Source organism: Flavobacterium sp. 245, assembly GCF_004362055.1.
GTDB lineage: Bacteria > Bacteroidota > Bacteroidia > Flavobacteriales > Flavobacteriaceae > Flavobacterium.
Genome location: NZ_SNXB01000002.1, coordinates 545001 through 571073 on the forward strand (window position 1 = coordinate 545001; position 26073 = coordinate 571073).

At 33.3% G+C, this 26073-nt stretch carries 27 protein-coding genes; 7 read left to right on the forward strand and 20 right to left on the reverse strand.

The annotated features are described in order from the left end of the window. Positions 1-2 precede the first annotated feature (2 nt). Positions 3-1217: a response regulator gene (locus EV145_RS05630; RefSeq protein WP_133524238.1), complete on the reverse strand. Its 1215-nt coding sequence runs from the start codon at positions 1215-1217 to the stop codon at positions 3-5. Between the two features lie 275 nt (positions 1218-1492). Here EV145_RS05630 and EV145_RS05635 point away from each other — a divergent pair, with 275 nt between their 5' ends. Together EV145_RS05635 and EV145_RS05640 are read left to right on the forward strand one after the other, a co-directional pair. After that, the gene (locus tag EV145_RS05635; protein WP_133524239.1) at positions 1493-2341 is read left to right on the forward strand and encodes an SDR family oxidoreductase; all 849 of its coding nucleotides are present in this window, start codon (positions 1493-1495) and stop codon (positions 2339-2341) included. A gap of 48 nt (positions 2342-2389) precedes the next feature. After that, positions 2390-2650: a SemiSWEET family sugar transporter gene (locus tag EV145_RS05640; RefSeq protein ID WP_133524240.1), complete on the forward strand. Its 261-nt coding sequence runs from the start codon at positions 2390-2392 to the stop codon at positions 2648-2650. 176 nt (positions 2651-2826) lie between these two features. Here the strand turns inward: EV145_RS05640 and EV145_RS05645 are convergent, their stop codons facing one another. Further along, a complete protein-coding gene (locus tag EV145_RS05645; RefSeq protein ID WP_133524241.1) occupies positions 2827-3621 on the reverse strand; it encodes a hypothetical protein in 795 nt (264 codons plus the stop codon). Positions 3622-4122: 501 nt separating this feature from the next. Then, complete coding sequence (locus EV145_RS05650; RefSeq protein WP_133524242.1) at positions 4123-4461, reverse strand: hypothetical protein; 339 nt, start codon at positions 4459-4461, stop codon at positions 4123-4125. 226 nt (positions 4462-4687) lie between these two features. Here EV145_RS05650 and EV145_RS05655 point away from each other — a divergent pair, with 226 nt between their 5' ends. After that, positions 4688-7894, forward strand: coding sequence for a PAS domain-containing protein (locus tag EV145_RS05655; RefSeq protein ID WP_133524243.1), 3207 nt, complete (start codon positions 4688-4690; stop codon positions 7892-7894). A 68-nt stretch (positions 7895-7962) separates the two neighbouring features. On the opposite strand, the gene EV145_RS05660 is transcribed toward EV145_RS05655, so the two are convergent. Then, positions 7963-8394 carry a response regulator gene (locus tag EV145_RS05660; RefSeq protein WP_133524244.1) on the reverse strand — a complete coding sequence of 144 codons (432 nt, stop codon included), beginning with the start codon at positions 8392-8394 and terminating at the stop codon, positions 7963-7965. A 216-nt stretch (positions 8395-8610) separates the two neighbouring features. Between EV145_RS05660 and EV145_RS05665 the strand changes: the two genes are divergently transcribed. Then, complete coding sequence (locus EV145_RS05665; protein ID WP_133524245.1) at positions 8611-9114, forward strand: pyridoxamine 5'-phosphate oxidase family protein; 504 nt, start codon at positions 8611-8613, stop codon at positions 9112-9114. A gap of 103 nt (positions 9115-9217) precedes the next feature. On the opposite strand, the gene EV145_RS05670 is transcribed toward EV145_RS05665, so the two are convergent. The 3 genes from EV145_RS05670 to EV145_RS05680 all read right to left on the reverse strand — a co-directional run bounded on the left by EV145_RS05670 (position 9218) and on the right by EV145_RS05680 (position 11300). Continuing rightward, positions 9218-9928: a DUF72 domain-containing protein gene (locus EV145_RS05670; protein ID WP_133524246.1), complete on the reverse strand. Its 711-nt coding sequence runs from the start codon at positions 9926-9928 to the stop codon at positions 9218-9220. Beyond that, positions 9925-10656: a DNA-formamidopyrimidine glycosylase family protein gene (locus EV145_RS05675; protein WP_133524247.1), complete on the reverse strand. Its 732-nt coding sequence runs from the start codon at positions 10654-10656 to the stop codon at positions 9925-9927. The genes EV145_RS05670 and EV145_RS05675 overlap by 4 nt, the downstream gene beginning before the upstream one ends. A gap of 71 nt (positions 10657-10727) precedes the next feature. After that, entirely contained in the window at positions 10728-11300 is a 573-nt protein-coding gene (locus EV145_RS05680) for a ferritin-like domain-containing protein (RefSeq protein WP_133524248.1), read from the reverse strand. A gap of 188 nt (positions 11301-11488) precedes the next feature. On the opposite strand from EV145_RS05680, the gene EV145_RS05685 reads away from it, so the two are divergent. Beyond that, a complete protein-coding gene (locus EV145_RS05685; protein WP_133524249.1) occupies positions 11489-12067 on the forward strand; it encodes a hypothetical protein in 579 nt (192 codons plus the stop codon). A 96-nt stretch (positions 12068-12163) separates the two neighbouring features. Here the strand turns inward: EV145_RS05685 and EV145_RS05690 are convergent, their stop codons facing one another. The 8 genes from EV145_RS05690 to EV145_RS05725 all read right to left on the reverse strand — a co-directional run bounded on the left by EV145_RS05690 (position 12164) and on the right by EV145_RS05725 (position 18049). After that, positions 12164-12811 (reverse strand): DUF5661 family protein, encoded by a 648-nt coding sequence (locus EV145_RS05690; protein ID WP_133524250.1) that lies wholly within the window; start codon positions 12809-12811, stop codon positions 12164-12166. Between the two features lie 90 nt (positions 12812-12901). Continuing rightward, positions 12902-13063: a DUF1328 domain-containing protein gene (locus EV145_RS05695; protein WP_084157389.1), complete on the reverse strand. Its 162-nt coding sequence runs from the start codon at positions 13061-13063 to the stop codon at positions 12902-12904. 109 nt (positions 13064-13172) lie between these two features. Continuing rightward, positions 13173-14258: a DNA topoisomerase IB gene (locus EV145_RS05700; RefSeq protein WP_317128109.1), complete on the reverse strand. Its 1086-nt coding sequence runs from the start codon at positions 14256-14258 to the stop codon at positions 13173-13175. Positions 14259-14269: 11 nt separating this feature from the next. Then, on the reverse strand, positions 14270-14509 hold the full coding sequence (locus EV145_RS05705) for a Rho termination factor (protein ID WP_133524252.1): 240 nt from the start codon (positions 14507-14509) through the stop codon (positions 14270-14272). 234 nt (positions 14510-14743) lie between these two features. Continuing rightward, positions 14744-15421 carry a hypothetical protein gene (locus tag EV145_RS05710; RefSeq protein WP_133524253.1) on the reverse strand — a complete coding sequence of 226 codons (678 nt, stop codon included), beginning with the start codon at positions 15419-15421 and terminating at the stop codon, positions 14744-14746. A 45-nt stretch (positions 15422-15466) separates the two neighbouring features. Continuing rightward, positions 15467-16105 (reverse strand): hypothetical protein, encoded by a 639-nt coding sequence (locus EV145_RS05715; RefSeq protein ID WP_133524254.1) that lies wholly within the window; start codon positions 16103-16105, stop codon positions 15467-15469. A gap of 176 nt (positions 16106-16281) precedes the next feature. Further along, positions 16282-17154: an XAC2610-related protein gene (locus tag EV145_RS05720; RefSeq protein WP_133524255.1), complete on the reverse strand. Its 873-nt coding sequence runs from the start codon at positions 17152-17154 to the stop codon at positions 16282-16284. A gap of 274 nt (positions 17155-17428) precedes the next feature. Beyond that, positions 17429-18049 (reverse strand): hypothetical protein, encoded by a 621-nt coding sequence (locus tag EV145_RS05725; RefSeq protein ID WP_133524256.1) that lies wholly within the window; start codon positions 18047-18049, stop codon positions 17429-17431. A 289-nt stretch (positions 18050-18338) separates the two neighbouring features. On the opposite strand from EV145_RS05725, the gene EV145_RS05730 reads away from it, so the two are divergent. Continuing rightward, on the forward strand, positions 18339-18926 hold the full coding sequence (locus tag EV145_RS05730) for a DUF4142 domain-containing protein (protein ID WP_133524257.1): 588 nt from the start codon (positions 18339-18341) through the stop codon (positions 18924-18926). Positions 18927-19242: 316 nt separating this feature from the next. Here EV145_RS05730 and EV145_RS05735 read toward each other — a convergent pair whose 3' ends face one another. The 4 genes from EV145_RS05735 to galA all read right to left on the reverse strand — a co-directional run bounded on the left by EV145_RS05735 (position 19243) and on the right by galA (position 24933). Next, the gene (locus tag EV145_RS05735; RefSeq protein WP_133524258.1) at positions 19243-20295 is read right to left on the reverse strand and encodes an NAD(P)-dependent alcohol dehydrogenase; all 1053 of its coding nucleotides are present in this window, start codon (positions 20293-20295) and stop codon (positions 19243-19245) included. Positions 20296-20393: 98 nt separating this feature from the next. Next, positions 20394-20798 carry a cupin domain-containing protein gene (locus EV145_RS05740; protein WP_133524259.1) on the reverse strand — a complete coding sequence of 135 codons (405 nt, stop codon included), beginning with the start codon at positions 20796-20798 and terminating at the stop codon, positions 20394-20396. Positions 20799-21028: 230 nt separating this feature from the next. Continuing rightward, positions 21029-21898, reverse strand: a complete 870-nt coding sequence (locus EV145_RS05745) for a helix-turn-helix domain-containing protein (RefSeq protein WP_133524260.1) — start codon at positions 21896-21898, stop codon at positions 21029-21031. Between the two features lie 215 nt (positions 21899-22113). Continuing rightward, positions 22114-24933, reverse strand: coding sequence for a beta-galactosidase GalA (gene galA / locus EV145_RS05750; RefSeq protein WP_133524261.1), 2820 nt, complete (start codon positions 24931-24933; stop codon positions 22114-22116). Positions 24934-25144: 211 nt separating this feature from the next. Between galA and EV145_RS05755 the strand changes: the two genes are divergently transcribed. Then, complete coding sequence (locus EV145_RS05755; protein WP_133524262.1) at positions 25145-25528, forward strand: hypothetical protein; 384 nt, start codon at positions 25145-25147, stop codon at positions 25526-25528. 11 nt (positions 25529-25539) lie between these two features. Here EV145_RS05755 and EV145_RS05760 read toward each other — a convergent pair whose 3' ends face one another. After that, the gene (locus tag EV145_RS05760) at positions 25540-26013 is read right to left on the reverse strand and encodes a hypothetical protein (protein ID WP_133524263.1); all 474 of its coding nucleotides are present in this window, start codon (positions 26011-26013) and stop codon (positions 25540-25542) included. Positions 26014-26073 lie beyond the last annotated feature (60 nt).

Below are 26073 nucleotides of genomic sequence, written 5' to 3' on the forward strand. Positions count from 1 at the left end.
GTTTATTCATATTTTAAAGGAAGTACAATAATAAAGCTCGCACCTTTGCCTACTTCGCTTCTAGCAGTGATTAATCCGTTGTGTTTTTCTATGATTTTTTTTGCAATCGCTAAACCAATTCCGGTTCCTTCATACGTTTGACGGTCATTTAAACTTTGAAAAATGATAAAAATTCGATCTAGATAAATTTCGTCAAAACCAATTCCATTGTCTTTTACTGTAATTCTGCAGAATTTTCCATCTGGTGAAGTCGCGCTGTCAAAAGATTTAGTGGCAATTAATTCTGAAGTAATTTCGATGAGTGGAGGTTCATTTGCACCTGAGAATTTAATGGCATTTCCAATCAGGTTTTGAAAAACCTGACGAAGCTGGCTAGGAATACTGTCAATTGTTGGGAGTTCAGAAGTTTTGATCGTTGCATTCTTTCGATCAATCAAATAATCAAAATCCGAAAGCACTTCCTGCAAAACGACATTTAAATCGGTACTTTCCGGTTTGACTTGCGCTGATAATCGCGAATATGCTAAAAGATCCGTAATCAATGTCTGCATTCTTTCAGCCGATTTAATAGTACGGTCCACATAATCAACTGCTTTTTCATCGGCACTTAAATAAAGGTCTTTGATAATTTTTATAAAGATTTGAATTTTTCGAATCGGCTCATTCAAATCGTGCGAAACAACCCAGGCAAACTGTTGCAGTTCGTGGTTTTTCATCTCTAACTCTTCATTTTTCAAAACCAATTCTTTTGTTCTTTCGGCAATTTTAATTTCAAGATTATCCTGCGCTTCTTTTCTGATTTTTATTTCTTTTGAAAGAAGATCTTTAATGCCTTTCAGTTCATTTTGCTGTTCGTAGATTTTAATAAAGGTTTTTACCTTCAGCATCAGCAAATCGGTATCAACAGGTTTTGTGATATACTCCACCGCACCCGTTTCATAACCTTTAAAAATGTATTTTTTTTCGATATTTAAAGCAGAAAGAAATATAACCGGAATATCTTTTGTCCGTTTATTTCCTGAAAGGATTTTTACCACTTCAAAGCCATCAAGTCCTGGCATTTGAACATCCATAATAATGAGGCAGTAATTTGTTTTTAAAATTTTCCTCAGGGCTTCCTCACCAGATTCGGCGGTATCGACATCGATATTATGCAGCTCTAATGTTTTTTTTAAGGCAATAATATTTGCCTTTATATCGTCTACAATCAATACCATGCCGTATGGGGTAAAAGCGTTAAGAATTTGTTTTGGTTTGAAATACTAAGCGTTGGCGTTATCCAAAACATCTGATCCTATTTTGGACAGCCAAAGCTCAACTTTCAAATTTATAAAGAAAAGTTAAAATTATTTTTCATCAAAAATCTAATTCGTTATATAATTCCCATGTTTAAGAAAATCGCATTTTTTGAGATAATCTTAAAATTATTTCAGTTAATCTACTGATAGAAAACTATCTAAATTACAAATGAATTACGATAACTTAAACTATTATGAAAAAGGTTAAAACATTTCCTGAACAAAAACAGGAACTTCCCGGAAATGAATATTTAATGCATCCCGAACCCGAAATAATACGTAAAAATTATGCTGGAAGCGGTAAGCTTCTTGGTAAAGTCGCTTTTATAACAGGCGGTGACAGTGGTATAGGGCGCAGTGTCGCAGTTCATTTTGCCAGAGAAGGTGCGAATATTGCGATTGTCTATTTAAAAGAAGACAAAGATGCACTGCAAACAAAAGAATTAATTGAGAAAGAAGGCCAGCAATGCCTTTTAATAAGTGGTGATTTAAAGGATGAGAAATTCTGCAAAAGTGCCGTTAAAAAATGCATCAGTACATTTAAAAAAATAAATGTTTTGGTTAATAATGCTGCAGTTCAATTTCCGCAAAATGAATTAGAAAAAATTACTGCGGCACAGCTTCAGAAAACTTTTGAAACCAATATATATCCCTATTTCTATGTAACAAAAGCGGTGCTGCCACTTCTAAATGAAAATGACACTATTATCAACACAAGCTCAGTAACGGCTTATAGAGGCAGTGAACATTTAGTAGATTATGCCAGCACAAAAGGCGCAATCGTTAGTTTTACCAAATCGCTATCCGCTATGCTTGCAAAAAGAAAAATCAGAGTAAACGGTGTTGCGCCAGGGCCTATCTGGACACCGTTGATTGTGGCTAGTTTTGATAAAATTTCAGATTTTGGAAAAGACAATCCGATGGGAAGAGCCGGACAGCCATCAGAAGTTGCGCCAGCCTATGTGTTTTTGGCCTGCGAGGACAGCAGTTATATTACAGGACAATTTATTCATATTAATGGAGGGGAATTGGTTGGAGGATAAGAAAAAACCTTAGCGCCTCAGCATCTTAGAATCTTAGAAATTAAAAAAATGAACTATATCGACATTATAGGATTATTTGCAGGAGGATGCATCACCATATCTACAATTCCTCAGATTTTAAAAGTTTGGAAAACTAAGAAAGTAAAGGATATTTCACTCAAGACTTTTGGAATACTGACTTTTGGAATAGTTGTTTGGATTATCTATGGAATTTTAAAAAAAGATTTACCAATCATAATCACGAATAGTGTTTCGCTATGTCTAAATCTAGTGATGGTCTATTTTATAATTTATTACGAAAAAGAGTAGTCTGAGTTTCTAAGATGCTGAGATGCTAAGATCCTAAGCTAAAAAATCTTAGAGTCTCAGCATCTTAGAGTCATAAAAAAAACTCTGAGACACCAGTTTAAAAAAACTTAGAATCTCAGAATCTCAGAATCTTAGCGTCTTAGAAATGAATCTTAAGACAAAATATATGTTGCTTCTCAGCTAGCTAATTTTTGGTTATAAAGCTTAAATGACCAATGATGTTTGGCTCTGAAAAGCTTGAAAGAAGTAAATACTTCAGAAAAACTCATGGCTGAAATTCGTTTGATTTCAGCAATTTGACGAACAACAATATCCACAATTGGATCAAATGTTTTTAAATAATTAAAAGCGTGCTGCTCTACCTCCATCTCTACAATATGATTCAAAATGCTTTTTTTAAGAAGCGTTCCTACTATACCTTTCTCGGGCATTGTTTTATATTGCTGAATCTTTTTTGAAATTCTTGCATTCTCTTTTCCAATGTAAATATAGTTTCCAGAATCATTTGTAAAATGCTGTTTTACCTGAGAAACTAAAGGTGTGTTTCTATTCTCCACTGTCGGCATTCCTAACAAAGTAAACTGAATACGTTTATGGCTTTCAAAATATAAAACACTATTAATTACAGAGGAATTATTTAAAACTGCCGACTGGTTTTTACCCACGATTTTCTTTTCTCCGTTAGCGCCAAAACTGTGGCATACTTTTCCGTTTTCACAATAAACAAAAAATACAGGAGCCGATTGAAATGCCTCAATACTTAAACTTACATCCTGATGAAAAACCAAATCAAAATGCATAAACAAAATCTTATCATCAAAACGGTTTCCTTTTATAGAACCTTTAGTCCATTTTGATTGAATATCTAAATTATATTCATTGTTTTGAGCACTTAATGTGCCGTTAAAACTATCTTTAAGGTCATTAAAAACAGTATCAAATTCCCCATTGTTTATGTATAGTTTTTTCATTTTGGTTTGGTTTTACAAAGTAATCAATACTTAATTAGTTTTATATAAATGAGCTGAATAATAATTCTCATTTTGTATAATTCAAATTTCGTATTAATTGTAAATCAAACCCTTACACAATTTCAGTCAGATATTTCATAATTTTTATTTTATAAGGGACTAAGGTTCTGAGGGGCTAAGGTTCTAAGGCTTTTTTATTTTTGTCCAAATAACATACGTAAAGAATAATTTTCTTTAAAAAAAATCTCAGAAGCTCAGAACCTTAGCCCCTCAGAACCTCAAAAAAAAACAGCTGCCCCAGATAAATCTGGAACAACTGCTCCTCAGCAAAATAAAAATACCTATTTATTTTATCTTCATTTTTTAAGGGACTTAGAGTCTAAAGTCCTAAGACTATAAGGTTATTAATTTTAGATCAAATGACAATGCAAAAAGGATTGTTTTTAGCTAAGAAAACCTTAGAATCTCAGAATCTTAGAATCTTAGAACCTAAAAAAAATCTTAAGTAAGTTCACTTACATCGGCATTTTTTGAATAATTCTTTTTCGGAATATCTTTAAAAAATTCGGCTTCATCTAAATCTGCTGTTGGGCCATAACCTAGCAAATGAGTTCCTTTTATATGATCTTTTGTTTCAATAATATACAATATTGACATATCATCTGGGTCGCTCATACCTTCATATCTGTGATGGGCTACAATATAAATTTCGTCTGGCTGATAAGCGTACTTTGTATCAGTATCGATTAGGCTGGCGTTATCAAATAAAAAATTTGCTGTATAGCCTTCATCTTGATATTTCTGTATATAGTCGGTTTCGTGTTTTTGCTCTTTTTTCATGACTTAAAATTTGAATAACATCTTTGTTAATCTATCTAAGTCAAATTTCATCATAGTTTACAAATAAAATTAACTCAATAGATTTAAAAACTATCTCATTCAAAAAAGACCAATTCTTGTGATGAATATTTTTATTAATTTTAAATTTATAAGACAGTATACAATACAAAACGCTATATTTATTAGAGAAATTTATTTTTTCAATTAAGTGCAAAAACAAATTTTAATGAACAATACACATTACAATTTTCTTTCAAATGGGGGTGAAATGGGTGCCCTTACACGTGCCAAAGATTGGAGCAAAACCCCTGTTGGGCCGGTTGAAACTTGGCCTCAAAGTCTTCGCACTACTTTAGGTATTCTTTTACATTCTAGGTTTCCTATGTTTTTATTTTGGGGAGAAGAACATATTTGCTTTTACAATGATGCTTACCGTCCAAGTCTTGGAAACGAAGGAAAACACCCTGATATTCTAGGACAAAAAGGCGCTGAATACTGGCCGGAAATTTGGGATTTTATTGGTCCCTTAATTGATCAGGTTCTTACAAATGGCGAGCCTACTTGGCACGAAGACCAATTAGTGCCAATTTGCAGAAACGGAAATTTAGAAGATGTTTACTGGACTTTTAGCTATAGTCCTGTTACTGATGATAACGAAAAAATCTCTGGTGTTCTAGTTGTATGTACAGAAACCACAGATAAAGTAAACATTAGAAAAAGACTCGAAGAAAGCAACGAACGCTACCGCAATAATATACTGCAGACACCAAATGCTATGTGTATTTTTAGAGGAAAAGATTTTGTCGTTGAAATTGCAAACCGATTAATGCTGGAAATTTGGGAACGCAAAGAGCATGAAGTTTTAAATAAGCCCATTTTTGAAGCATTGCCTGAAGTAACAGGACAGGGTCTTGAAGATATTTTATTGAAAGTATATATGACTGGCGAGCGCTTTACCGCAAATGAACTTCCGGTAAAATTAACTAGAAACGGCAAAATCGTAAATACTTATATCAATGTTGTTTATGAAGCGTTGTATGAACCAGACGGAACAATTTCGGGAATTGTTGCCATTGCAAATGATGTAACGCTTCAGGTTATGTCGCGCCAAGCAATCGAAGAAAGTGAAAAGCGTTTTAAAAACATTGTACAGCAGGTTCCGTTAGGAATTGCAATTCTTAAAGGTCCTGATCATATTGTCGAATTAGCAAATGATACGTATTATCAAATTGTAGACAAAACGGAGGAAGAAACACTAAATAAACCTGTTTTCGAATCGGTGCCTGAAACTAAAGATGCTGTTTATCCTCTGATTTCTAAAGTTTATGAAGAAGGAATTCCGTTTTTTACTGATGAATTGCCAGTCACCATCAATCGATATGGGCGAAAAGAAGAATGCTATTTTAATATCGTTTTTCATCCTTTAAGAGAAGAAAATAACGAAGTAACTGGCGTTATAGTTGTGGGTTATGAAGTAACCGAATCTGTACGTTCTAAATATCTCTTGGCCGAACAAGAAAAAGCTTTTAGAAATCTGGTGATGCAGTCGCCAATCGCGATGACGATTTTTAAGGGAAAGGATTATATTATAGAATTGGCCAATACGACGATGCTTAATGATATTTGGCAGAAAACAGAAAGCGAAACTATTGGTAAGCCAATCTTGGAAGTTTTTCCGGAATTACTAAATCAAAAATATCCAAAACTTTTAGATGAAGTTTTGAATAATGGAAAGACGATTCGTGAAAGCGAGTCAGTTGCTTATATTAACATTAAAGGAAAACTCGAAAAATTTTATCTTGATTATCAATATACGCCGCTTTTTGAACCAAATGGAGATATTTCGGCAGTAATGGTCAATGTAAATAATGTTACAGACAAAGTCGAAACCCGAAAAAAAGTGGAAGATGCAGAAGAAAGAGTGCGCTTAGCTTCGGAAATTGCCGAAGTCGTAACTTGGGATTTAAATGTTCCTACACAGGAATTGATCTATTCTAATAATTTGCTGACTCTCTTTGGTCTAGAAAAAAACAAAAAAGTGACTCGTGCCCAGATATTAAGTCAGATTTTTCAGGAGGACCTCCCAGTAATCGAAAAGGCATTTGCAAAAGCACTGAAAACGACTATTTACAAATACGAAGCCCGAATCCTGAAACCAGATGATTCTATTGCATGGATAAGAGTGCATGGAAAAATGTTTTTTGACGACTTAAAAAATCCTGTGAAAATGCTCGGAATTGTAATGGATGTTACTGACGAGAAAAACAGCCAGGAAGTTTTAATGAAAAGCCAAGAAAAATTCAGGCTCCTCGCCGACTCGATTCAGCAGTTTGTCTGGACCAGTGATGCTATGGGAAATATGAACTATTTCAATCAGTCGCTTTATAATTTTTCTGGCCTTTCAAAAATTAATATTAATCAAAACGGATGGCTTCAGATCATTCATCCTGACGACCGTGAAGAAAATATTAATCGATGGATGGAATCAATAAAAACGGGTACTGATTTTTTATTTGAACACCGATTTTTGCGTCATGATGGAAAATACAGATGGTATGCAAGTCACGCGATTCCGCAAAAAGATGCTGATGGCAAAATCCAAATGTGGGTAGGTACAAGTACAGATATTCAAGATCAAAAAGATTCTACCACTTTACTAGAAAAGCAAGTTTTACAGCGCACAGAGGAACTGGAAAGCAAAAACAAAGATTTGATAAACATGAACATTGAACTTCAGTCTTTTGCTTACATCTCAAGCCACGATTTGCAGGAACCTTTAAGAAAAATCCAGACTTTTGCCAGTCGCCTAACCGATCTGGACGAACAGAATATTTCGGCGAAAGCCAAAGCTTATTTAGAACGTATTGAATTTTCGGCCAAAAGAATGCAGGCGCTTATACAAGATTTGCTTACGTATTCTAGAACTAATTCGGCCGACAGAACTTTTGTAAAAACCAATTTAGACGAAATTGCAGAAGAAGTCCTAATGGATTTTTCTGATCGTATTGAAGAAAAAAATGCTCTTATAGAACTTCATCCTCTTGGTGAAGGAACAGTAATGCCTTTTCAATTCAGGCAGCTGCTTCATAATTTAATTGGAAATGCATTGAAATTTTCCCACAAAGATGTTCCGCCTCATATTCAGATAAAAGCCCGAAGGGTTCTTGGCAATAAATTAAAATTTAAGGTTGATTATCCAAACAAAATTTATTTTTGCCTAAGAATTTCAGACAACGGAATTGGCTTTGATGATGCTTATAAAGAGCGTATTTTTGAGGTTTTTCAGCGTTTGAATACAGATAGTGAATTTTTAGGAACTGGAATTGGACTGGCGATCGTAAAAAAAATTGTCGAAAACCATAAGGGAATTATTAAAGCGAGCAGTAAAAAAGGCCAAGGAGCAACTTTTAAAATTTTCCTCCCTGAATTATAAAAAAATACCAGATTCATTTATTAAAATGAATCTGGTACTTCTTTTTTTTTTTTTGTAAGCTGCTGAGATTACAGTTTGTAAACGAAAGTTTTATGATCTGGAACAAATTCCTTCCAATTTATGGTCAGGGAATGCTCAATAGATTTTATGATATCTTTCATCAAAACTGGTTTTGTAATAAAATAATTCGCTCCTAAGGCGAGGCTTTTTTCAATGATACTTGGCTCATTTGAAGTTGAAAAAATGATAATTGGAATATCATTATTTTCATCGGATCCTTTGAGTTCTGTCAAAACATCAAAACCATTTTTTCCAGGCATATTTAAGTCTAAAAAAATAACATCTGGCTTTGGAGGCGAGTGCGCTATTGCATTTAATAGCTTTTCTCCACCTGAATAAGTTTGCAGCACTATATCTTTTGATAATGAATCGACTGCATCAGCAAATATGCTTAAATCGTCTTCGTCATCATCAGTATAGAAAATTAACAAATCGTTCATGTAGAATGGGTTAAACTGTTTTTGTAAAGATAAAAAAAATAATTTCACGCACAATAATATGCTAAAATATTCTGACAAAAACGCCAGCTTGAAATCTGATAATTTATAAGTATAATTCTATAAATCTTTCCGTTCTAAAAACACCAACTTTGTTCAATAGATTTTAAGCAAAACAAAATCAAAGATTTATACAATTAATCATTTAAATTAAAAGTCATGGGAGATCATAAAAACCTTACCGAAGAATTAGCGGTAAACAAAATAAAAGAATTGGCAGAAAATATTAAAACCTGCATGTTTTGTACTTACAACAGCGATCGTTTGCAGTCAAGGCCAATGTCTGTTCAAAAAATCGATGATTTAGGCAATCTCTGGTTTTTATCTGACCGAAACAGCAGTCAAAATGCCGAGATTACAATGAATCCTATTGTAGAAATATTCTTTTCTGAACCACACGATAAATTCCTGACACTGCACGGAAAAGCAACGATTTTATACAAAAGAGATATTATTGAAGATTTATACGACCCTATTGTAAAAGTCTGGATGCCGGGCGGTATTGACGATCCAAATTTAAGCGTTATAAAAGTGGTTCCTGAAGACGGTTATTACTGGAATAATAAACACGGTAAAATGGTTGCAATTGCTAAAATGACTGCCGCCCTTGTAACCGGTAAAACGATGGATGACGGTATTGAAGGGAATTTACAGCTTCAATAAGTTTTAGTCTAACCATTAACCACAAAGTTCGCAAAGGTTTACGCAAAGTTCGCTAAGATTCATTCTCTTGCGTGCTCTGCATAAACCTTTGCGAACTTTGCGGTTAAATCAACCTCTTCATCTCCAAAGCATTCAAAATCCCTGCCTCGCTAGCAGTATTATTAAAATACACAAATCCAGATTTAGATGCAATTTTAGTTGTAATATCTAATAATTCATCTGAAGAATAACTGGAATAAAACAGCTTTGGAACACCATGCAAACGAATATAAACAAGAGGAAAATCTGTAAAAATAGTTTGTGGGAGCCTTGGATAACTGACACTACAAAAGGTAATATTGTTTTGCCTAAATGCATCCCAAACTTCCTGATTCCACCAGCTTTCATGACGAAATTCAATTACATTTTTGAAACTTAAATCTAGGTTTTGAACAATATTTATAAGTCTTTCAGTTGTAAACGAATAGCTCGGCGGAAATTGAAAGAGAACACATCCTAACTTTTCTTTCAACCCATCTTTACAGCAATTATAAAAGTCATTTAATAAAGCTTCGCAACTTATAAACTTTTTGATATGCGTAATTTCCTTGGGCGCTTTTACTGAAAATATAAAATGATCTGGTGTTTTATTGTACCAATTTCCAAAGATTCTTAATGTTGGGAATTTATAAAAGCTTCCATTAAATTCGTACGTATTAAAACGCTCGCAATAATAATCAAACCACTTTGAAGTAGGCAGGTTTTCAGGATAAAAAACACCTTTCCAAAATCGGTTATTATAACTCGAGCATCCTATTGAGATATCCGTTTTCATATGTGCAGCTGTTGACAATTGGTGCAAAAAAAACTTCGGCGTTTCTTTTTTCCTGTATATTTTCTGATCATCGGTAAATTACAGCGAAGGCAACTATTTTTTGTATAAGACAGCCAATGTTTCTTCAATTCAAACTTTTTCTTCCAATACAAAAATTCAAAACTGTAGAGGGAGCATTCAGAAATAATCTCAGTGATTTTTTCAGACGGAATTTTTCCAACCAATGATTCAGGATGAATGAAACATCGGTACAAAACTTCATTTTTAATGATATTCCCTACTCCCGAAAATATGTTTTGGTCTAAAATTGCATCACAGATCATTTCATCAGGAATCTTATCCAGACTTTGTTTTGCTTTCTTCGGGTTCCAGTTTTCGTTCAGCACATCTTCGCTCCAATCATAATATTGATTTACATCGCCTTCCAATATTTTGATTGAACAGGTATAAAAATTAATTTCGCCCGTAGCAAACTGTAAATGCAGTCGCGGTTTGGTTTCCTTTTGCTCATTAACTCGATAAGTACCAAACATCAGCATGTGAATTTTTACAGTAAAGTCTTCAAAGCAAATTAAAAAATGTTTTCCCCAAGTCTTGAAGGCTACTATTTTTTTGGCTTTTAAACGGTGTATATCAATACTGCTGTTTCCTGAAACTTCCATTATTGTCTGACCGGCAAACTGCTGTACTTCTTCTTTTAAAATTAATATGGATGGACCTTCGGGCATAATTTTTCTTTTAAAATTTCTTAAAAAAAAATGCAGTTGTTACACTGCACTTTTTATCCTAATTTTTAATCTTACTCTGCTTCAGCAGCTTCAAGATTCACGGCGTTTACAGCCACTTCTGTCAATAATTTATCGGCTCCTTTTTCTTCATCAAGCGTCAATTCTAATAATGAAGCTGCTTCTTCCATACCCAAGGTTTCAGCAAATTGTCTCAAAGTTCCGTAAGTCGCAATTTCGTAATGCTCAATTTTCTGACTTGCCGCAATAATTCCGGCATCTCTCACCACGCCAATTTCAGTTTCTTCAAGAATTCCTTTTCCTTCTTCAATCAAACCTTCCATTGCATCGCATTTTTTAGCCGTTGCTTTTTTTCCAATCAGTTCAAAAACTTTCTCCAAACGCGTTACATGTTCTTCTGTTTCAACCAAATGGTTATTAATAGCTGTAATCAATTCTTCAGATGTTGCGTTTCTAGACATTACCGGAAGTGCTTTTGTCAAAGCTTTCTCTGCCCAGTATATATCCTTCAAGCCATCTTCAAATAATTCGTTCAGGCCGGCTGCAGCATTTGATTTTGGTTTTGTAACACCTCTCTTTACTTCTTGCTTGGCTGTAGTTTCATTTTTGTTATTCGTAGTTTTCATGGTAATTTCTTTTTATGATTAATAGAGGATAAAATTACCATTAGAAATTCCAGCAGGGTTATAGCATTCTGCAATTAAATTCTATTCTACACATCTGATAATTATACAATTACACGAAACAATTCTATAAAGAATTCTCTTGCATTTAGAATTAGATTTGTTTTATAGAAATTATAAAAACTAATGTCATGAATACTATAAATAAAAACAACAGCATTCTTAACAGAAACCCTAACGCCACCAATAGAAATATGGTGATGAATGAAGAACTCTATGATTTAAACGATCTAAAAGAAACGGATAACAGTATCGAAGGAATTGCAGATCGCGGTTATACGGTAAGAAACGGACATAATCCTGATAAGCCAAATCCTGATGAAAACGTTATGGATTATAGCGACGATGATTTAGACGATCTTGATGATGATTTTCATACCGATCGCGATTTAGAAGACAATAACGATGATGTCTATGAAATTGAGTTAGAAAATGACGACGATTACATAGATGAAGATCTTGACGAAGAAGAAGAAGAAGATCTTGACGAAGATCTTAACGAAGAAGAAGAAGAAAACGATGAATTTGATAATCCCGCCGACACTTTTGAAAATGACTTTAATGAAACAGAGGATGATTTAGAAGATTTAGATGAAGATGACGACGATTTTAACGACGAAGATGATGATAACGATGATGCTGATACTTATGTTGAGGACGATGTTCAAGAAGATGATGACGCGTACTCAGACGATGATTTAAGAAGGTAAAATTTGAATTTTTACAAAAGTAAAACCGTTAAGATTAGAAATTCTTAACGGTTTTTTTATGTTTTTTATGTGGTAAATTAGAGCTTGATTTCAATGTTAATCGCCAATTTTTTCAAGCGTCGGAATATCATCCATTTTTTGCAGACGTTCTGTTAAACCTTCCCTCGCCTCGCTCAATTCTTGTTCTGCTTTTCCTAATTCTTTGTACCAGGCTTCTTTGCCTGTTGACGAGTTTTCAATTTTACGCATGATTTCATAAATTTCACCTTCGGCTTCCATCACTTTTAAGCGTTTATAATAGGTCAAACTTTCTGTCATATGTGCAAGCGCAATCATCGCTGTTAAAAACGGATGATTGTTGGTTACATTTACATCTTTAATTTTTCCATGCTCCAACTCCACTTTTAAAGCAAAAGCAAATTCTTCCATATTAAATTCGGCATGTTTGCTTTTCGGATTTAAATACGCTTTAATAGCTTCGACATTGTTCATGGTCGAAAGATCTACTTCTGTATTTTTGCTGTCCAGCAAATCTTTGTAAACCACATTTGCAATGGCTCGTGCTTCGGCCGTTGTAGGGTCGTTTTTAGGATTTTCAAAATCACGAATCGACCAGTCCCAGTTTTGAGGATGTACAGGTTTTAAATACTTTTCGCAAAAATCTGTGACATCATTTTTTAAGCTTACCATTTCGTCTTCTCTTTTTACATAGACATCTTGATAAGCGCCACTTTTTGTTCCCATAGTTGCTATTTTTTTAAAAGATAAACGACACAAAATACCAAGATATAATTGTGTCGTTTTTATTCGAATTTATGTACTGAGATTCTTGGTTTAAACACTTCTTCGGCCACTAATAAGCGAAATGATGAATAACACCAGGAATATAAAAAATAAAACTTTTGCTATACTAGCTGCTCCAGCGGCAATGCCACCAAAACCAAATATTCCGGCAACTATTGCCAAAATAATAAATATGACTGTCCAACGTAACATAATAATTGATTTTTAGTTAATAACGATTTTGTTTGTTACTCAAATTTCATGCTTTTAAAGGAGATGCATTAACTCTAAACATTTTATTTCTAGCTCTATAAAAGGCGATTTACAATAAATTGACTTGATAATTTTCAATCAATTCTGCAAATGCAGCTTCAGAGCGTGAAAAGTATTTTTTTGTGCTTCGGCTCTTTTTTACTTTGTCAAAATAAGGCTGAATTGATCCGTCTTCATAAGTCGAAACCAATAGCGGATGAACGTAATAATTTTTGCATACATTTCTTGTATTTCCGAGCGCCTCGGCTGTCGCGTCGTATGCGGTGACAATATTTCTTTTAATTTCTTTTTCGTCAGATGTTATCCCGATTTCCATTAAATTTTCAAAAAATATTATCGAAGCGGCCCAAGTTCTGAAATCTTTGGCACTGAAATATTCTCCTGAAATTTCATGAAGATATTCATTGACCATATGACTGTCTAAAACTTTTCGTTCGCCGTTTTTATCATAATATTTAAAAACTTCCCATCCCGGAATTTCCTCGCATCGGCTTACCAGTTTTACAAGCTGTTTATTTCGAGTTGTAATAGTATGCTGTTTTCCTTTTTTTCCGATGAATTCAAATCGGAGGGAATTCTTATTGATGTTGATGTGTCGTTTGCGCAAAGTCGAAAGTCCATATGATTTATTGTCTTTGGCATATTTCTCATTTCCGATTCTGATATGCGTTTCTTCCATTAACCGAATCACAAGTGCAATAACTTTATTTTTAGACCATTCTTTTTGTTCTAAATCACGATCAACTTGTTTACGGATAGCAGGAAGTTTTTGACCAAATTCGGCTATTTTATAAAACTTCGTCTGGTTTCTTATTTGATTCCATTTTGGATGATAACGATATTGTTTTCTGTTTTTAACGTCTAAACCAACTGCCTGCAAGTGTCCGTTTGATAGATCGGAAATATGAACGTTTACCCAAGCAGGTGGCAAAACCAAACTGCTAAAGCGTTTTAATTCGCTTTTTTGTTTGATGCATCTGCCGTTTTTTTTATAAACAAAGCCATCTTCACCTTCGCATCTTTCAATTGGCAGTTTTTGATTGCTTACATAAACCAAATCCAATTTTTCAAGTACCAAATGCGGTGACTTGATTAATTGATTCATAAGCTTTTGCTGAGCGATTTTTGCGGGCATGATTTCCGGTTTTAATTGTTTCGTAAAGAATTAACTAATGCTTTTTTATTCATATACGAACGTCCTTTTATTCCAACTTTTATTGCTTGTTTAAGCAATTCGTCTTTTGTCCATTCTTCATATGGCTTTGCTTTACCACCTTTTTCTCCTGCATCTGGCGTATTGGCAATACGAGCCGACTTTTCTTTACTGTATCCTTTTTCTACTAGAGCCTGATACTGCTTTTCGTTTTTAATTCTTGGATCTGGCATGACTTTTAATTTTAGGTTAATGATTTAAGATGTATGGTATATCAAAGTTCCCAAAAAAGAAAGATTTTTCAGTTATACAATTTTAGTTATAACTTTCATAATTTGAGTTAGATATAGTCGAAAGTCATAAAGTGGAAAGTCGGAAAGTGGAAAGTGGAAAGTGGAAAGTGGAAAGTGGAAGGCAAAAAAAATCCCAATTCTTGGAATTGGGATTTTTGCAATTTTAAAAGGACATTATTTAAGCTTTTTAAAAGTAAATAGTTTTTCCTTTTTTATCTGAGTTTCATAGGAAATATCAAACCCTGTCTTATATACATTTAGTATCAAAAGGGAAATTTGATCTTTTTTAATTTTCTTTCCTTTTAGAACTATGTCGGTGGCAAAGCTGCCTTTAAATTCAATTTCCAGATTTGTCTTGTTGATTTTATATTCAATTTTGGTAATTGTAAAGTCGGCTTTATTTTTGACAGATGCAGGTTTGAATACTTTAATTATTTTTTGATCAAAACCCAAAGAAAGTCCTTGCGCGCCAATCTCAATTCTGCCGTTTCCTTCTAAATTATCTTTATCCATAAACTCCTCAAAAGTAACCGGAAATGAAGCAGATTTCTCTCTTAAATTGACGTTGAATCTTAAAAACACACCCGAATTTAAAAAATTATACTCCCGTACAGCAGTTGGGACAACTTTAAAGGCATAAAAACCACCTGACTTACTGGTAGATGTTTGTACATCTCCTACATAAAGGGTCTTACTAGCTATTTTTAATTCTTCTCTAAAATAATTAAGCTCCGGACTAAAAAGAGATTCATCTGGATCGTTTAAGAACAAGATTGAAAAACTTGGAAAATATGCTTGCGCAGAAACACTAAGATTCAAAAGAAATAATATTACTAGGAAAAGTTTTTTCATTTTTTTAGCTAATTAGCTCCATTCATACATTATTAGTTTCAATAATTACAATGCTTTGTCAAAAGAAAGTTTTATTGAATCATCATTTTTTGCTGCATCCCAAAAAACATATGGTTCTTCTATTCTTATCCCGGCAAGGTCTTTTTCAAAATTATTCTGATAACTTACAAAAGGTTCACCGTTTTCGGCATATTCATTAAATACTATGTTTCCTATATATTTAATTTCTCCTTTATTTACATTAAAAGGAATTGAAAAGCCATTTATATTACTAGTTTTTTGAAGAATTTGAAAACCGCTATTTGAAAAAAGTCTAATATTTGTAATAACATATTCTCCTTCCGGTTTTTCAACAGCAAAAAGATACGTCAACCCGCCATCTAAGTCTCCTTTGTGTCGCATTCTTGTAATCTGCGCAGGAATAAAATGTACTTCTTTTGAATATTTTCTAACCAATTTAGGATCAGTAGATTTATAACTTATAAGCATATAATACCCATTAAACCTTGCCTTTTCTTTTGGAAAAGTAAATGACCCGAAAATTAATCCGTTATCTGTTTTCTTTGGATTATAGGTCAATTTTTGTGCTGTGACATTTGATAATGCTCCGCAGAAAATAAAAGCACATAGAAATAAAACACGAAGAGTTGATGTGAATGACTTGTTTTTTGAGGTTGTTTTCATCTATTACGAGGTTTTTGGTTTTTCTTCACTAAATATATGCACCAAAATAATGCACCTTATTATTTGAAACAAATATTGCGATTAAAAATAGATTTATTTTACGGGAAACCTCATTTTTAAATCATAACCTTTCTAAAAAATCTTAATTCTTATTCTAAAAATTTAATCCTTTTGATTTAATCGCATTTGCTTTCCACAAAATCCTCGGTTTTTTCATCATATACCAGACAAGTTTTCTTTATTAAAACCATTTTATTATTCACCACTTGATATTCGGCGTTCATGTGCCTGCTACCGGCACAACATTGATTGTGCTCATGAATCGTTTTGGTTACTGAATCAAATTCTAAAGAAGTTCCGCTGAAACTGCTCTCAAAATATTTTCCTGTTTTTGGATTATAAAGAAAATATAAACTAGATGTATTGGGTCCGGCATAACTGCTTTCAAAAACAGAGAAATCAGGAATTCCGTCAAAATTATAATCGTCGATACTTATGTTATTCACACCCCAAAGCTGACATTCTACAGCTATTTTCTGAATCAATTTATCTGTCTTTTTTTCTAGGATTTTTATACCAGATACTTTTGCATAAAAATTCCCTTTTTCTTTAGAGACAATCAATTTAAAATATTTGTCTTTAAAGGATTCTGGCTGGAGAATTTCCCTATCTTTCCACTGAATATTATCGCCATAATCGATATCAAATTCCTTCGACAAAGTAATTTTGAGTTCTTTTCCTGAATTTAAATCTTTCCATATTCCGTTTAACTGCTTGCTTTTTTCATTATAATTCTGAAAAGTCAATTTTGCAGTTTCCTTATTTGTTTTGTCTGTTTCGGTAAAAACCAAAGTCTTTCCGGTAAGTTTAGCGCTTAAAACAATTGGAGTATCAAAATTAGAATAAGCATAAACCGCCGTACCTACTCCATCAGAATAAATATAGGATACCAATTCTACGGGATATTTATCAATAAATCCAGTGTAGCTTATTTGGGCAGAAAGAAAAGTTGTTGCAAGAAGAAATAGTAAAGTAATTTTTTGTTTCATTTAGTAAATATTTCAATTAAATCTTTCCGATTTCCTCGATAGAATCTTCAGGCAAAGCTTTCGGTTTTAATAACTTCAAACCAAATCTTATCATATAAATTGTTCCTATAGTAAGAAAAAACTATCACTGCAAAAATTATTAAATACCAGAAATCCTGATTCGTCGACGCTTTTATAAAATTTTTAATTGCTGTGAACAAAGTTCCATACGATACAAATAACAGAAGCCCTGCAATAATAAGCAAAAACAAACCTATAATTTTTTTAAGTACTATCATGACACCGAAGTATTATCAATTTGATCAATCATCCATTTATCATTTACCTTTTTGATATAAATCCTTACACCAATTCCGCAATGTCTTCCACAAGAAAAACCGCCATCTAAAACGCCATATTTTCGCTCTTTATCAAATTGAATTCTTGTAAAATAAATTGCGCCTGCAAAAATAAAATCATATTTTTTTCTCCAAAATTCATATCTATCTTTTGGAAACTCCGACATGTTTCTTAACTCAAACTTACCTTTAAGCGGGATATTTTTATAATCTATGGTATAAGTAGAATCTCCTTTTGTTTTTGGATTAAAGATTTTAGCGCCTTTAAAATGCTCTTCCAAATATTCTTTTAAATCCTTACTGCTTTCCTTTATTTTTGGGTCGAATGCTACAATTAATTTTGATGTATCTTTTTCAATTGCTTTATCAATGGAATCCCAATTGCGCTTCCATTCTAGTATTTCTTGTTTTTGCTTTTCAGTTCCTTTTGTTGAATCAGTACTTACATAATTGCCTTCTTTATCATAAATAATTTCCCCATAAATTGGAGGCGGAGTAGGAACTGTTCTATCATCAATACAAATAGAATCAATCAAATCTGGGAAAATCTCTGTCATTACATTTTTTTCGAATTCTATGTCACTAATCTCTCTTTTACAACTCCCTAAAAAAAAGACAATCAACAGAAAAAATAATTTAAATAGTTTTGACATTCTTATAAATATAATTTGAGCAAAAATTGCTTTTAGATGAAAATTATTAGCTAATATAAAACTATTTCTATTACAAAATAACTTACAATAACAGCATCATATCCAAATCATATAACAATCTCCAAAAATCCTGTAATAGATTCCTCCTGCTTCCTGAATAATTTTACATCATAACTTTCAAACAATTAAAATCATGAAAAAGATACTATTAGCCGGTAAAGTAATTTTAGGAGCGGGACTTATTATTATATTCCTTCAGTCTTGTAAAAACGAAACAAAACAAGAAGATCCAAAAGAGGTTGCAGAAGATGCTAACGAAGCAAAATTTGATTCTATCGACAGCAAAGAAGATGATTCTGAATTTTTGGTTGATCAGGCTGAAATCAATTTGGCTGAAATCGAAATTGGAAAATTGGCACAACAAAAAAGCACCAATCCTGAAGTGAAAAAATTTGGTAAAATGCTTGTTGATGAGCATACTAAATCGGCTTCAGAAGTTAGTGCCTTAGCAAAAGCTAAAAACTTTACATTGCCTACTTCTCTTACTGAAGAAGGTCGTGACGAATACAACAAACTAAACGAAAAAACAGGTCTTGACTTTGACAAAAAATTCGCCGATATGATGATCGATGGCCACGAAAAAGCAATTAAAAAACTTCAAAAAGCAACTGAAGACGCTACTGATAATGATGTAAAACTTTGGGCTTCAAATAATATTTCGGGTTTAACAGCGCACTTGGAACATGCCAAATTGCTGAAACAAAATTTAGACAAAAAGTAAAATAAATTTAATTGGTTATTATTTATTTTTTAATAGATGCAAAGGCTTAAAGTAGCAAAGGTTCAAAGGTTTCTTTTAAATAGAAAGAACCTCAGTCTTTAAGTCTTCATTTATTTTACAAAACCCTCAAGAGTTGAATTGCTTGAGGGTTTTTCTTTTTTTTTTAAAAGTTGCTAAGATGCTAAGATACTAAGGCTCTAAGTTTCTCTTAGCATTTTAGAGGCTTAGTATCTTAGTATCTCAGAACCTTAGTATCTCAGAACCTTAGTATCTTAGCATCTTAGAACCCTAGCAACTTAGAATCTTAGAAAGTGTCTTACTTCAAAGAAGCCATATCAATTACAAAACGATATTTAATATCTCCTTTTAGTAATCTTTCGTAGGCATCATTTATTTCATTAATGCCAATTAATTCAATGTCAGCGGTAATATTATGTTCGGCACAGAAATCAAGCATTTCCTGAGTTTCTGCAATTCCTCCAATAGCTGAACCAGCGAAACTTCTTCTTCCTAATAAAAGGCTGAAAGATGTTACCGGAAGTGGTTCCATTGGTGCTCCAACTAAGGTCAAAGTTCCGTCAACTTTTAGTAAATTCAAATAGGAATCAATATTGTGTTCAGCTGAAACGCAATCCAAAATAAAGTTCAGGCTTTTTGCATGTTTGGCCATTTGTTCAGGATCGGTAGACAAAACAACTTCATCAGCTCCTAAGCTTTTTGCTGCATCGAATTTAGATACAGATGTTGTGAAAACGACAACATGAGCGCCCATAGCTTTTGCTAATTTGATTCCCATATGGCCTAAACCTCCAATACCAACGATTCCTACTTTTTGCCCAGGACCAACTTTCCAGTGTTTTAGCGGTGAATACGTTGTAATTCCAGCACAAAGCAATGGCGCAACTCCGGCAAGATCTAATTTATCTGAAATATGCAATACATAATTTTCATCTACAACAATACTTTGAGAATAACCTCCAAACGTATGTCCGCCTAAATGTTTATCAGCAGAATTGAATGTCAAAATATTTCCTTCATCACAATATTGTTCCAAATCATTTTTGCAATGCTCGCATTCTCTACAAGAATCAACCATACAGCCTACTCCTGCTAATTGTCCTACTTTAAAGTTTTTTACGTGATCTCCAATTTTCACAACTCTTCCCACAATCTCATGTCCTGGAACAATAGGATACATTGTGCCATGCCATTCATTTCTAGCTGAATGCAAATCAGAATGGCAAATTCCGCAGTACAAAATTTCGATTTCTACATCATGCGCCTGAACAGCTCTTCGTTGAATATCTAATGTTTTTAATGGTGCTTCGGCCGCTTCTGTACCAAAGGCTTTTATGTTTTTTGTTTCCATAATTTTTATTTGTTTTTTTTGTTTCAGGTTTCAGGTTTCAAGTTTCAGGTTTCAGGTTTCAGGTTTCAAAAAACTCAGCATCTTAGCATCTTAGTATCTTAGAAACTTAGTAAAAAATACTCTCCATCAGTCACTTTGTCAAGCCAGATTCCGTGGCCTTTATCGACTTCTGTGATAATAGCAATATAAGAGAACTGGTCAAATGGAGTCGCTCCGTACCAATGTTCTACTCCTGGTAAAATCGTCACTACTTCATCTTTCTGAAGCATTCTAACTGCGTTTCCTCTTTCCTGATAATAACCAACTCCGTCTTTCGCAATAAGCATATGCAGACTTGCATTAATATGCCAGTTGCTTCTTGCGCAAGGTTCAAACGTAACTTCTTTAATTACAGTATTTTCAGGATGAATATTGCTCGTTTGTTTTTTATAAGAAACGTCACCTGTCATAAATGTATTCGGGACTTTTCCTTCTTCAATAACTGTTGAATAATTTGTTGACATAAATTTACTTATTTTTTTGAGATTGACTTTATTCAAAATCACTTATCTAATTCATTATCAGAATTATAAACTAAATTTTAGAAAGCTAGAAGCCGCTTTATGAAGTAGTAATTTAGTTTGTCCAAAACTGATAAATTATTTCAGCGTTGTAATTTCAAGGCAAAATTAGCTCAGGAATACGTTCCGTAAATAACAATATTCAAACAAAAAATTATGAAAATGAAACAATTTTACATTCGCAACGATTTTGGAACCGTTCCTGTAAGTCTTTTAAAATAATTATTGAAATAACTCGGATATTCAAATCCAAGTGAATAACCAATGTCTGAAATACTCCAGTCTGTATGCTGTAAAAGTGCCTTTGCTTCGCTGATAACTCTTTCAGTAATATGTGAAGTCGTTGGTTTTCCTGTGACTTCTTTAACCGAGCGGTTTAAATGATTCACATGTACAGCAAGACTTTGCGCATAATCTTGTGGTGTTTTTAATAAAAGCGGCTGATTTTTTGTTTCAATCGGGAATTGACGTTCTAATAATTCTAAAAACAAAGAGGTAATTCTTGAAGAAGCATTTTTAGGCTTAAAGAAGTTTTCAGAAGGCTGCATCTTCATGGATTCATGCAAAATTAAATTGATATAATTGCGCATCAAATCATCCTTAAAAGCATAATCGGTTTCATATTCTTCAATCATTTTTTGAAAAAGCGAATCTATAAACAGCTTTTGTCCAGGATTTAAAGTAAAAATTGGGGTTCCTCCTATTTTAAACAAAGGCGATTCATGAAGTGTTTCCGAACGGTCTTTTGCTTTCAGAAATTCTTCGGTAAAAACACAGGCATAACCTTCATATCCTTCAGAAACCGTTTCCCATGAATAAGGAATAATTGGATTACCAAAAAACAGAATTGTTCCGTCAGTTTCTATGCCGCGGTCAGCATATTGTATAATGCTTTTACTGGTATTGATGCAGATTTTATAAAAATCTCTACGGCTGTAAACGGGAATTTTGCTTTGGTCTCCGTTTATCTGATATACTTTAAAACCTTTCAGTTTTAAGTCTGAAGTAAAATCGCAATTCTGAGTTTCTGTCTGATTATTCATTTTGCAAAGTTATGAAAATCAAATAATATTATTTTAGTTTATTTTGTTTCAGGTTTCAGGTTTCAGGTTTCAGGTTTCAGATCTAACCGCAAAGCACGCAAAGATTTACGCAAGGATCGCAAGTCTTTTTTACCTGGACGAAATAATCTCGCAAAGTCGCTAGGACGCAAAGTTTTATTTTCTTTGCGTGCTTTGCGTGCTTTGCGGTTAAATTTTTAATTCTTCAAACTTGCAGATCGTAGTCCTTTCGCGGAAGCGGTTAAAATAACTTCTTTGGCATTATCCTCTTTTTGAATTATAATTTGAACGTAGCCATTAAAAAGCTTTCTTTTCCACGATTCGGCAGGCGTTATTATTTGAATAATTCCAGGATCTGTGTTCATCACATCCCAGTCTTTTATTTTTTGCAATGGTGTTGCAACAATATGAATTGTGTTTTTTCCTTCTTTTAAAATAGTAGCGTCCAAAATGTATTTTTGCGAATCATTAGCATTTGCATTCACTTTATTTCCGTTGATAAAAACTACAGTTTCTCCTCCAATTTTTTTGTAAAAGAAACTTACGATTTTTGATGCCGAATTATTCTTTAAATCAAATTCTCCTTTATAAATATAAGAGGGCGCCTGATTTTTATAATCACTGCCTTTAAAGGCTGTTTTCCAATCGTTTTCAGGATAATTTTGCAATTCCTGAGGCAAATTAACTGAAGTTCCTTTTTGTTCTTCTAAATCGGCTATTACTACTAATGAAACATCATCAATAAATTGATCTTTTTCTAACGAAGTCGGATTTCCGTTTCCTACACCTAAAATTTTCCCGCCTTTTATTGAAAATGAAATTTCGTCGTTTGAAGTCGGGACATGCAAACCTTTTTTATCTGTAACTTCAACAGTAACAACTGTAACTTTCGAATTTGGAAGATTTTCTCTATCAACAGAAAGTTTAATATTTTCCGCTTTTCCAGTTGTTTTCTGAGTTTCAGTCAATACTTTTTTTCCATTTTTATATCCAATTGCTTCCAGAGTTCCCGGTATATAATTTACTTTCCATTCTAAATGGCTATTTAGCTCCATTTTCTTTTTTCCGAGACTCTTTTTATTTAAAAAAAGCTCCACTTCATCACAATTCGAATACACCCAGACCTCAATTTCTTTGCCTTCCATTCCGCTCCAATTCCAATGTGGCAAAATATGTAAAACAGGTTTCTTTCCCCACCAAGATTTCAAATAATACACATTATCTTTGGGAAAACCACAAACATCCATCATTCCAAAATACGAAGTTACCGACGGCCAGCCATAAGGCGTTGGTTCTCCGCGATAATCAAAACCTGTCCAGATAAACATTCCTGCCAGATAAGGTCTTTCGGCGTAAAATTTCCAGCCTTCTTCAATACTGTAAAAAGTTGGACGTGGTTTTTTATCGTATGCACTTTGATAATGCTTGGCATCATCTGTAAAATAAATGCCACGAGTTGCAAAAGTTGAACCTTCCTCCGTTCCCATTCCGGGTTGGTTTTTGAACTCATTTCTGTGTGCATCAATATCACCATTTCCAAGATAATTGTAGCCCATAATTTCAACTACACTCGAAATCCCGCTTCTGAAACCACTACTGATTCCAACAGTAACCGACCTTGTAGAATCGATACTTTTTGCAAAATCCTGCATCACGTTTGTAATGCGTTCGCCCACAATGTTGCCTTCAATATTCCATTCTTCATTTCCAACAGACCAGCAAAAGACACTTGGATGATTGCGGTCTCGTTTTATCATTCGTTCCAAATCATTCAAATGATAATCGTTTATTCCCATCAAACGGGTTTCATCAATTACTAGTATTCCGAGTTTATCGCATGCATCCAGAAGCTCTGGAGTTGGCGGATGATGCGAACAACGATAAGCATTCGACCCCATTTCTTTAAGTTTTTTAATTCGGTAATACTGAATTTCGTCGGGCAATGCTGCTCCAATTCCGGCGTGATCTTGATGATTATTAGTTCCTTTTAATTTTAAGGCTTTTCCATTCAAGAAAAAACCTTTTTCGGGATCAAACTTAATCGTTCTGATTCCGAAAGAAGTAATATAACTATCAATTACTTTTCCGTTTTGCTTAATTTCAGTTTCTAAACTGTATAAATTTGGAAAATCAATATCCCACAAAAGCGGATTATCAACATTTAATTTAGACGTATAAACATTGGTTTTATAAAATTCCGGAGCATTTCCATTTTCTGAAACACTTGCGATTTGCTTTCCCGAGGCATCAAAAATCGTCTGAACTATTTCAACCGAACCTTTATAATTTCCTTTATTTTCAATTGTAACTTCTGCAGTAACTTCTGCATCATTGTTTTTTATTTTTGATGTTACGTAAGTTCCGTTTGCCTTAACATGGATAGGATTTGTTTTCTGCAAATAAACATGCCTGTAAATCCCCGCACCTTCATAAAACCAGCCTTCCTCCATTGAAGCATCTGCACGAACGACAATTGTATTTTCTCCGCCATAATTTACATAAGCCGTAACGTCATATTCAAAACCGTTGTAACCGCTTTCTTCAGTTCCGAGATAATAGCCGTTAAAAAATACTTTTGAATTTCTAAAAACACCGTCAAATTTTAAGCTGACAATTTTCCCTTTATCGGTTTCCGGAATAGTGATTTTTTTTCGGTACCAGCCAATACTTTTGTCTGGAAAACCTTTTCCCGCTGTTTTAAATCCGTGGCTAAAACTTCCTTTTTCGCTAAAATCCTGTTCAACTGCCCAATCGTGAGGCAAATCAAGTTTTCGCCACGCGCGGTCATCAAAATCTTTTGCTGCCGGTCCATCTCCAAAACCTGTTTTTGCCAAATAAGAAAAATATCCTGTTGCATGCCCAAAATCTTTTTCAGTATCATATGAATGTCCGAATGAAAAATGCCAGTCTTTATCAATCAGAATCAATTCTCGATCTGATTTGCTTTGGGCGAAAGCCAGACCTGAAATGATAAAAATAAAAAACAAAAAAGCATTTTTAAGAAAAGAATTTCTCATGAAAAATAGTTTGGAGATAGTTACAAAATATAAAATTAGACTTTTGAAGCCATTAATTTTAATAGTATTTTATCAAAAACATAAACTATTATCCTTTTATACCCCGTAAAAAATGACTAACAAAATTTAGAATCATTCTATTGGCTATAGTTTCTGAAATGATTTTGATTTGATGTAATTTTATGTAAAAATTAAAAAAACAGAGATTACCATGAGTGTTATTAAAGACGAAAATAAACTTATTAGCACCATTAAACGCGTTGATCAAAAAATTGACAAACTTAATGATCAAAAGATCATTGCCTTTTTTGAAGCTTTAGGTTTAACTGAAAGAGCAGATGTACCAAAAAATTTCCTAGAATGGGAAACGATTCTAATCGTCGTTCCCGACCGCCATATATCGCACCAATTGAAATATTACAAATATTCAATTGCCAGGCTTTCATTTGTTACCAATCCGAATGCCAAAGAAATTCATATTTTTGATTTTAATGAATGGCAGAATTTCACCCGAAACAAAACACAATTTCAAATCAGAGAACTATTAAAAAATAATTTTGGCGGTGTACGAAATCTTGCGGATAGAATGAATTGATTATTTTACAATTAGGATTTAATTTCAAAAATTTTGACAAACTTTTGTTCTAATTTTTTTTTCTTTCGCTCTTCATTCCATCTTGAATAGAAAGCGATAAAAAGTAAAAACAAATTTACAATTGTAGACGCACGCCTTAACCCGCGTGCAAAAAAGAGAAAGAATATATTAATTGCCACAATTAGGATTATGGGAGAATATCTTGTCCAAAATTCCTGAAATTTATTGCTTGATTCAATACTATAATCAACTTTGAGCTTATTATTGTTGTCCTTGTAGTTTCCTTTTACAATAAAATTGGTGTCTGACTTTGCCGAATTACTAGTCAAAATAAAGCTTTTATCATCAAAAAAACCATAAAAAGGCTTTATAGGACCAGATATAGGAAAGATTCTAACCTGTTTGGAAAGTACTTTTGGAGCGCTAAATTCTGTATTATTGTTTAATCTAGTACGGAATTCAGCGATATTTAATTTTGATTCCATTGAATGTATTAATAAGTTAGAATTTTTCAGGTTTCAAGCTTTGATGACTCAACCTCAAGG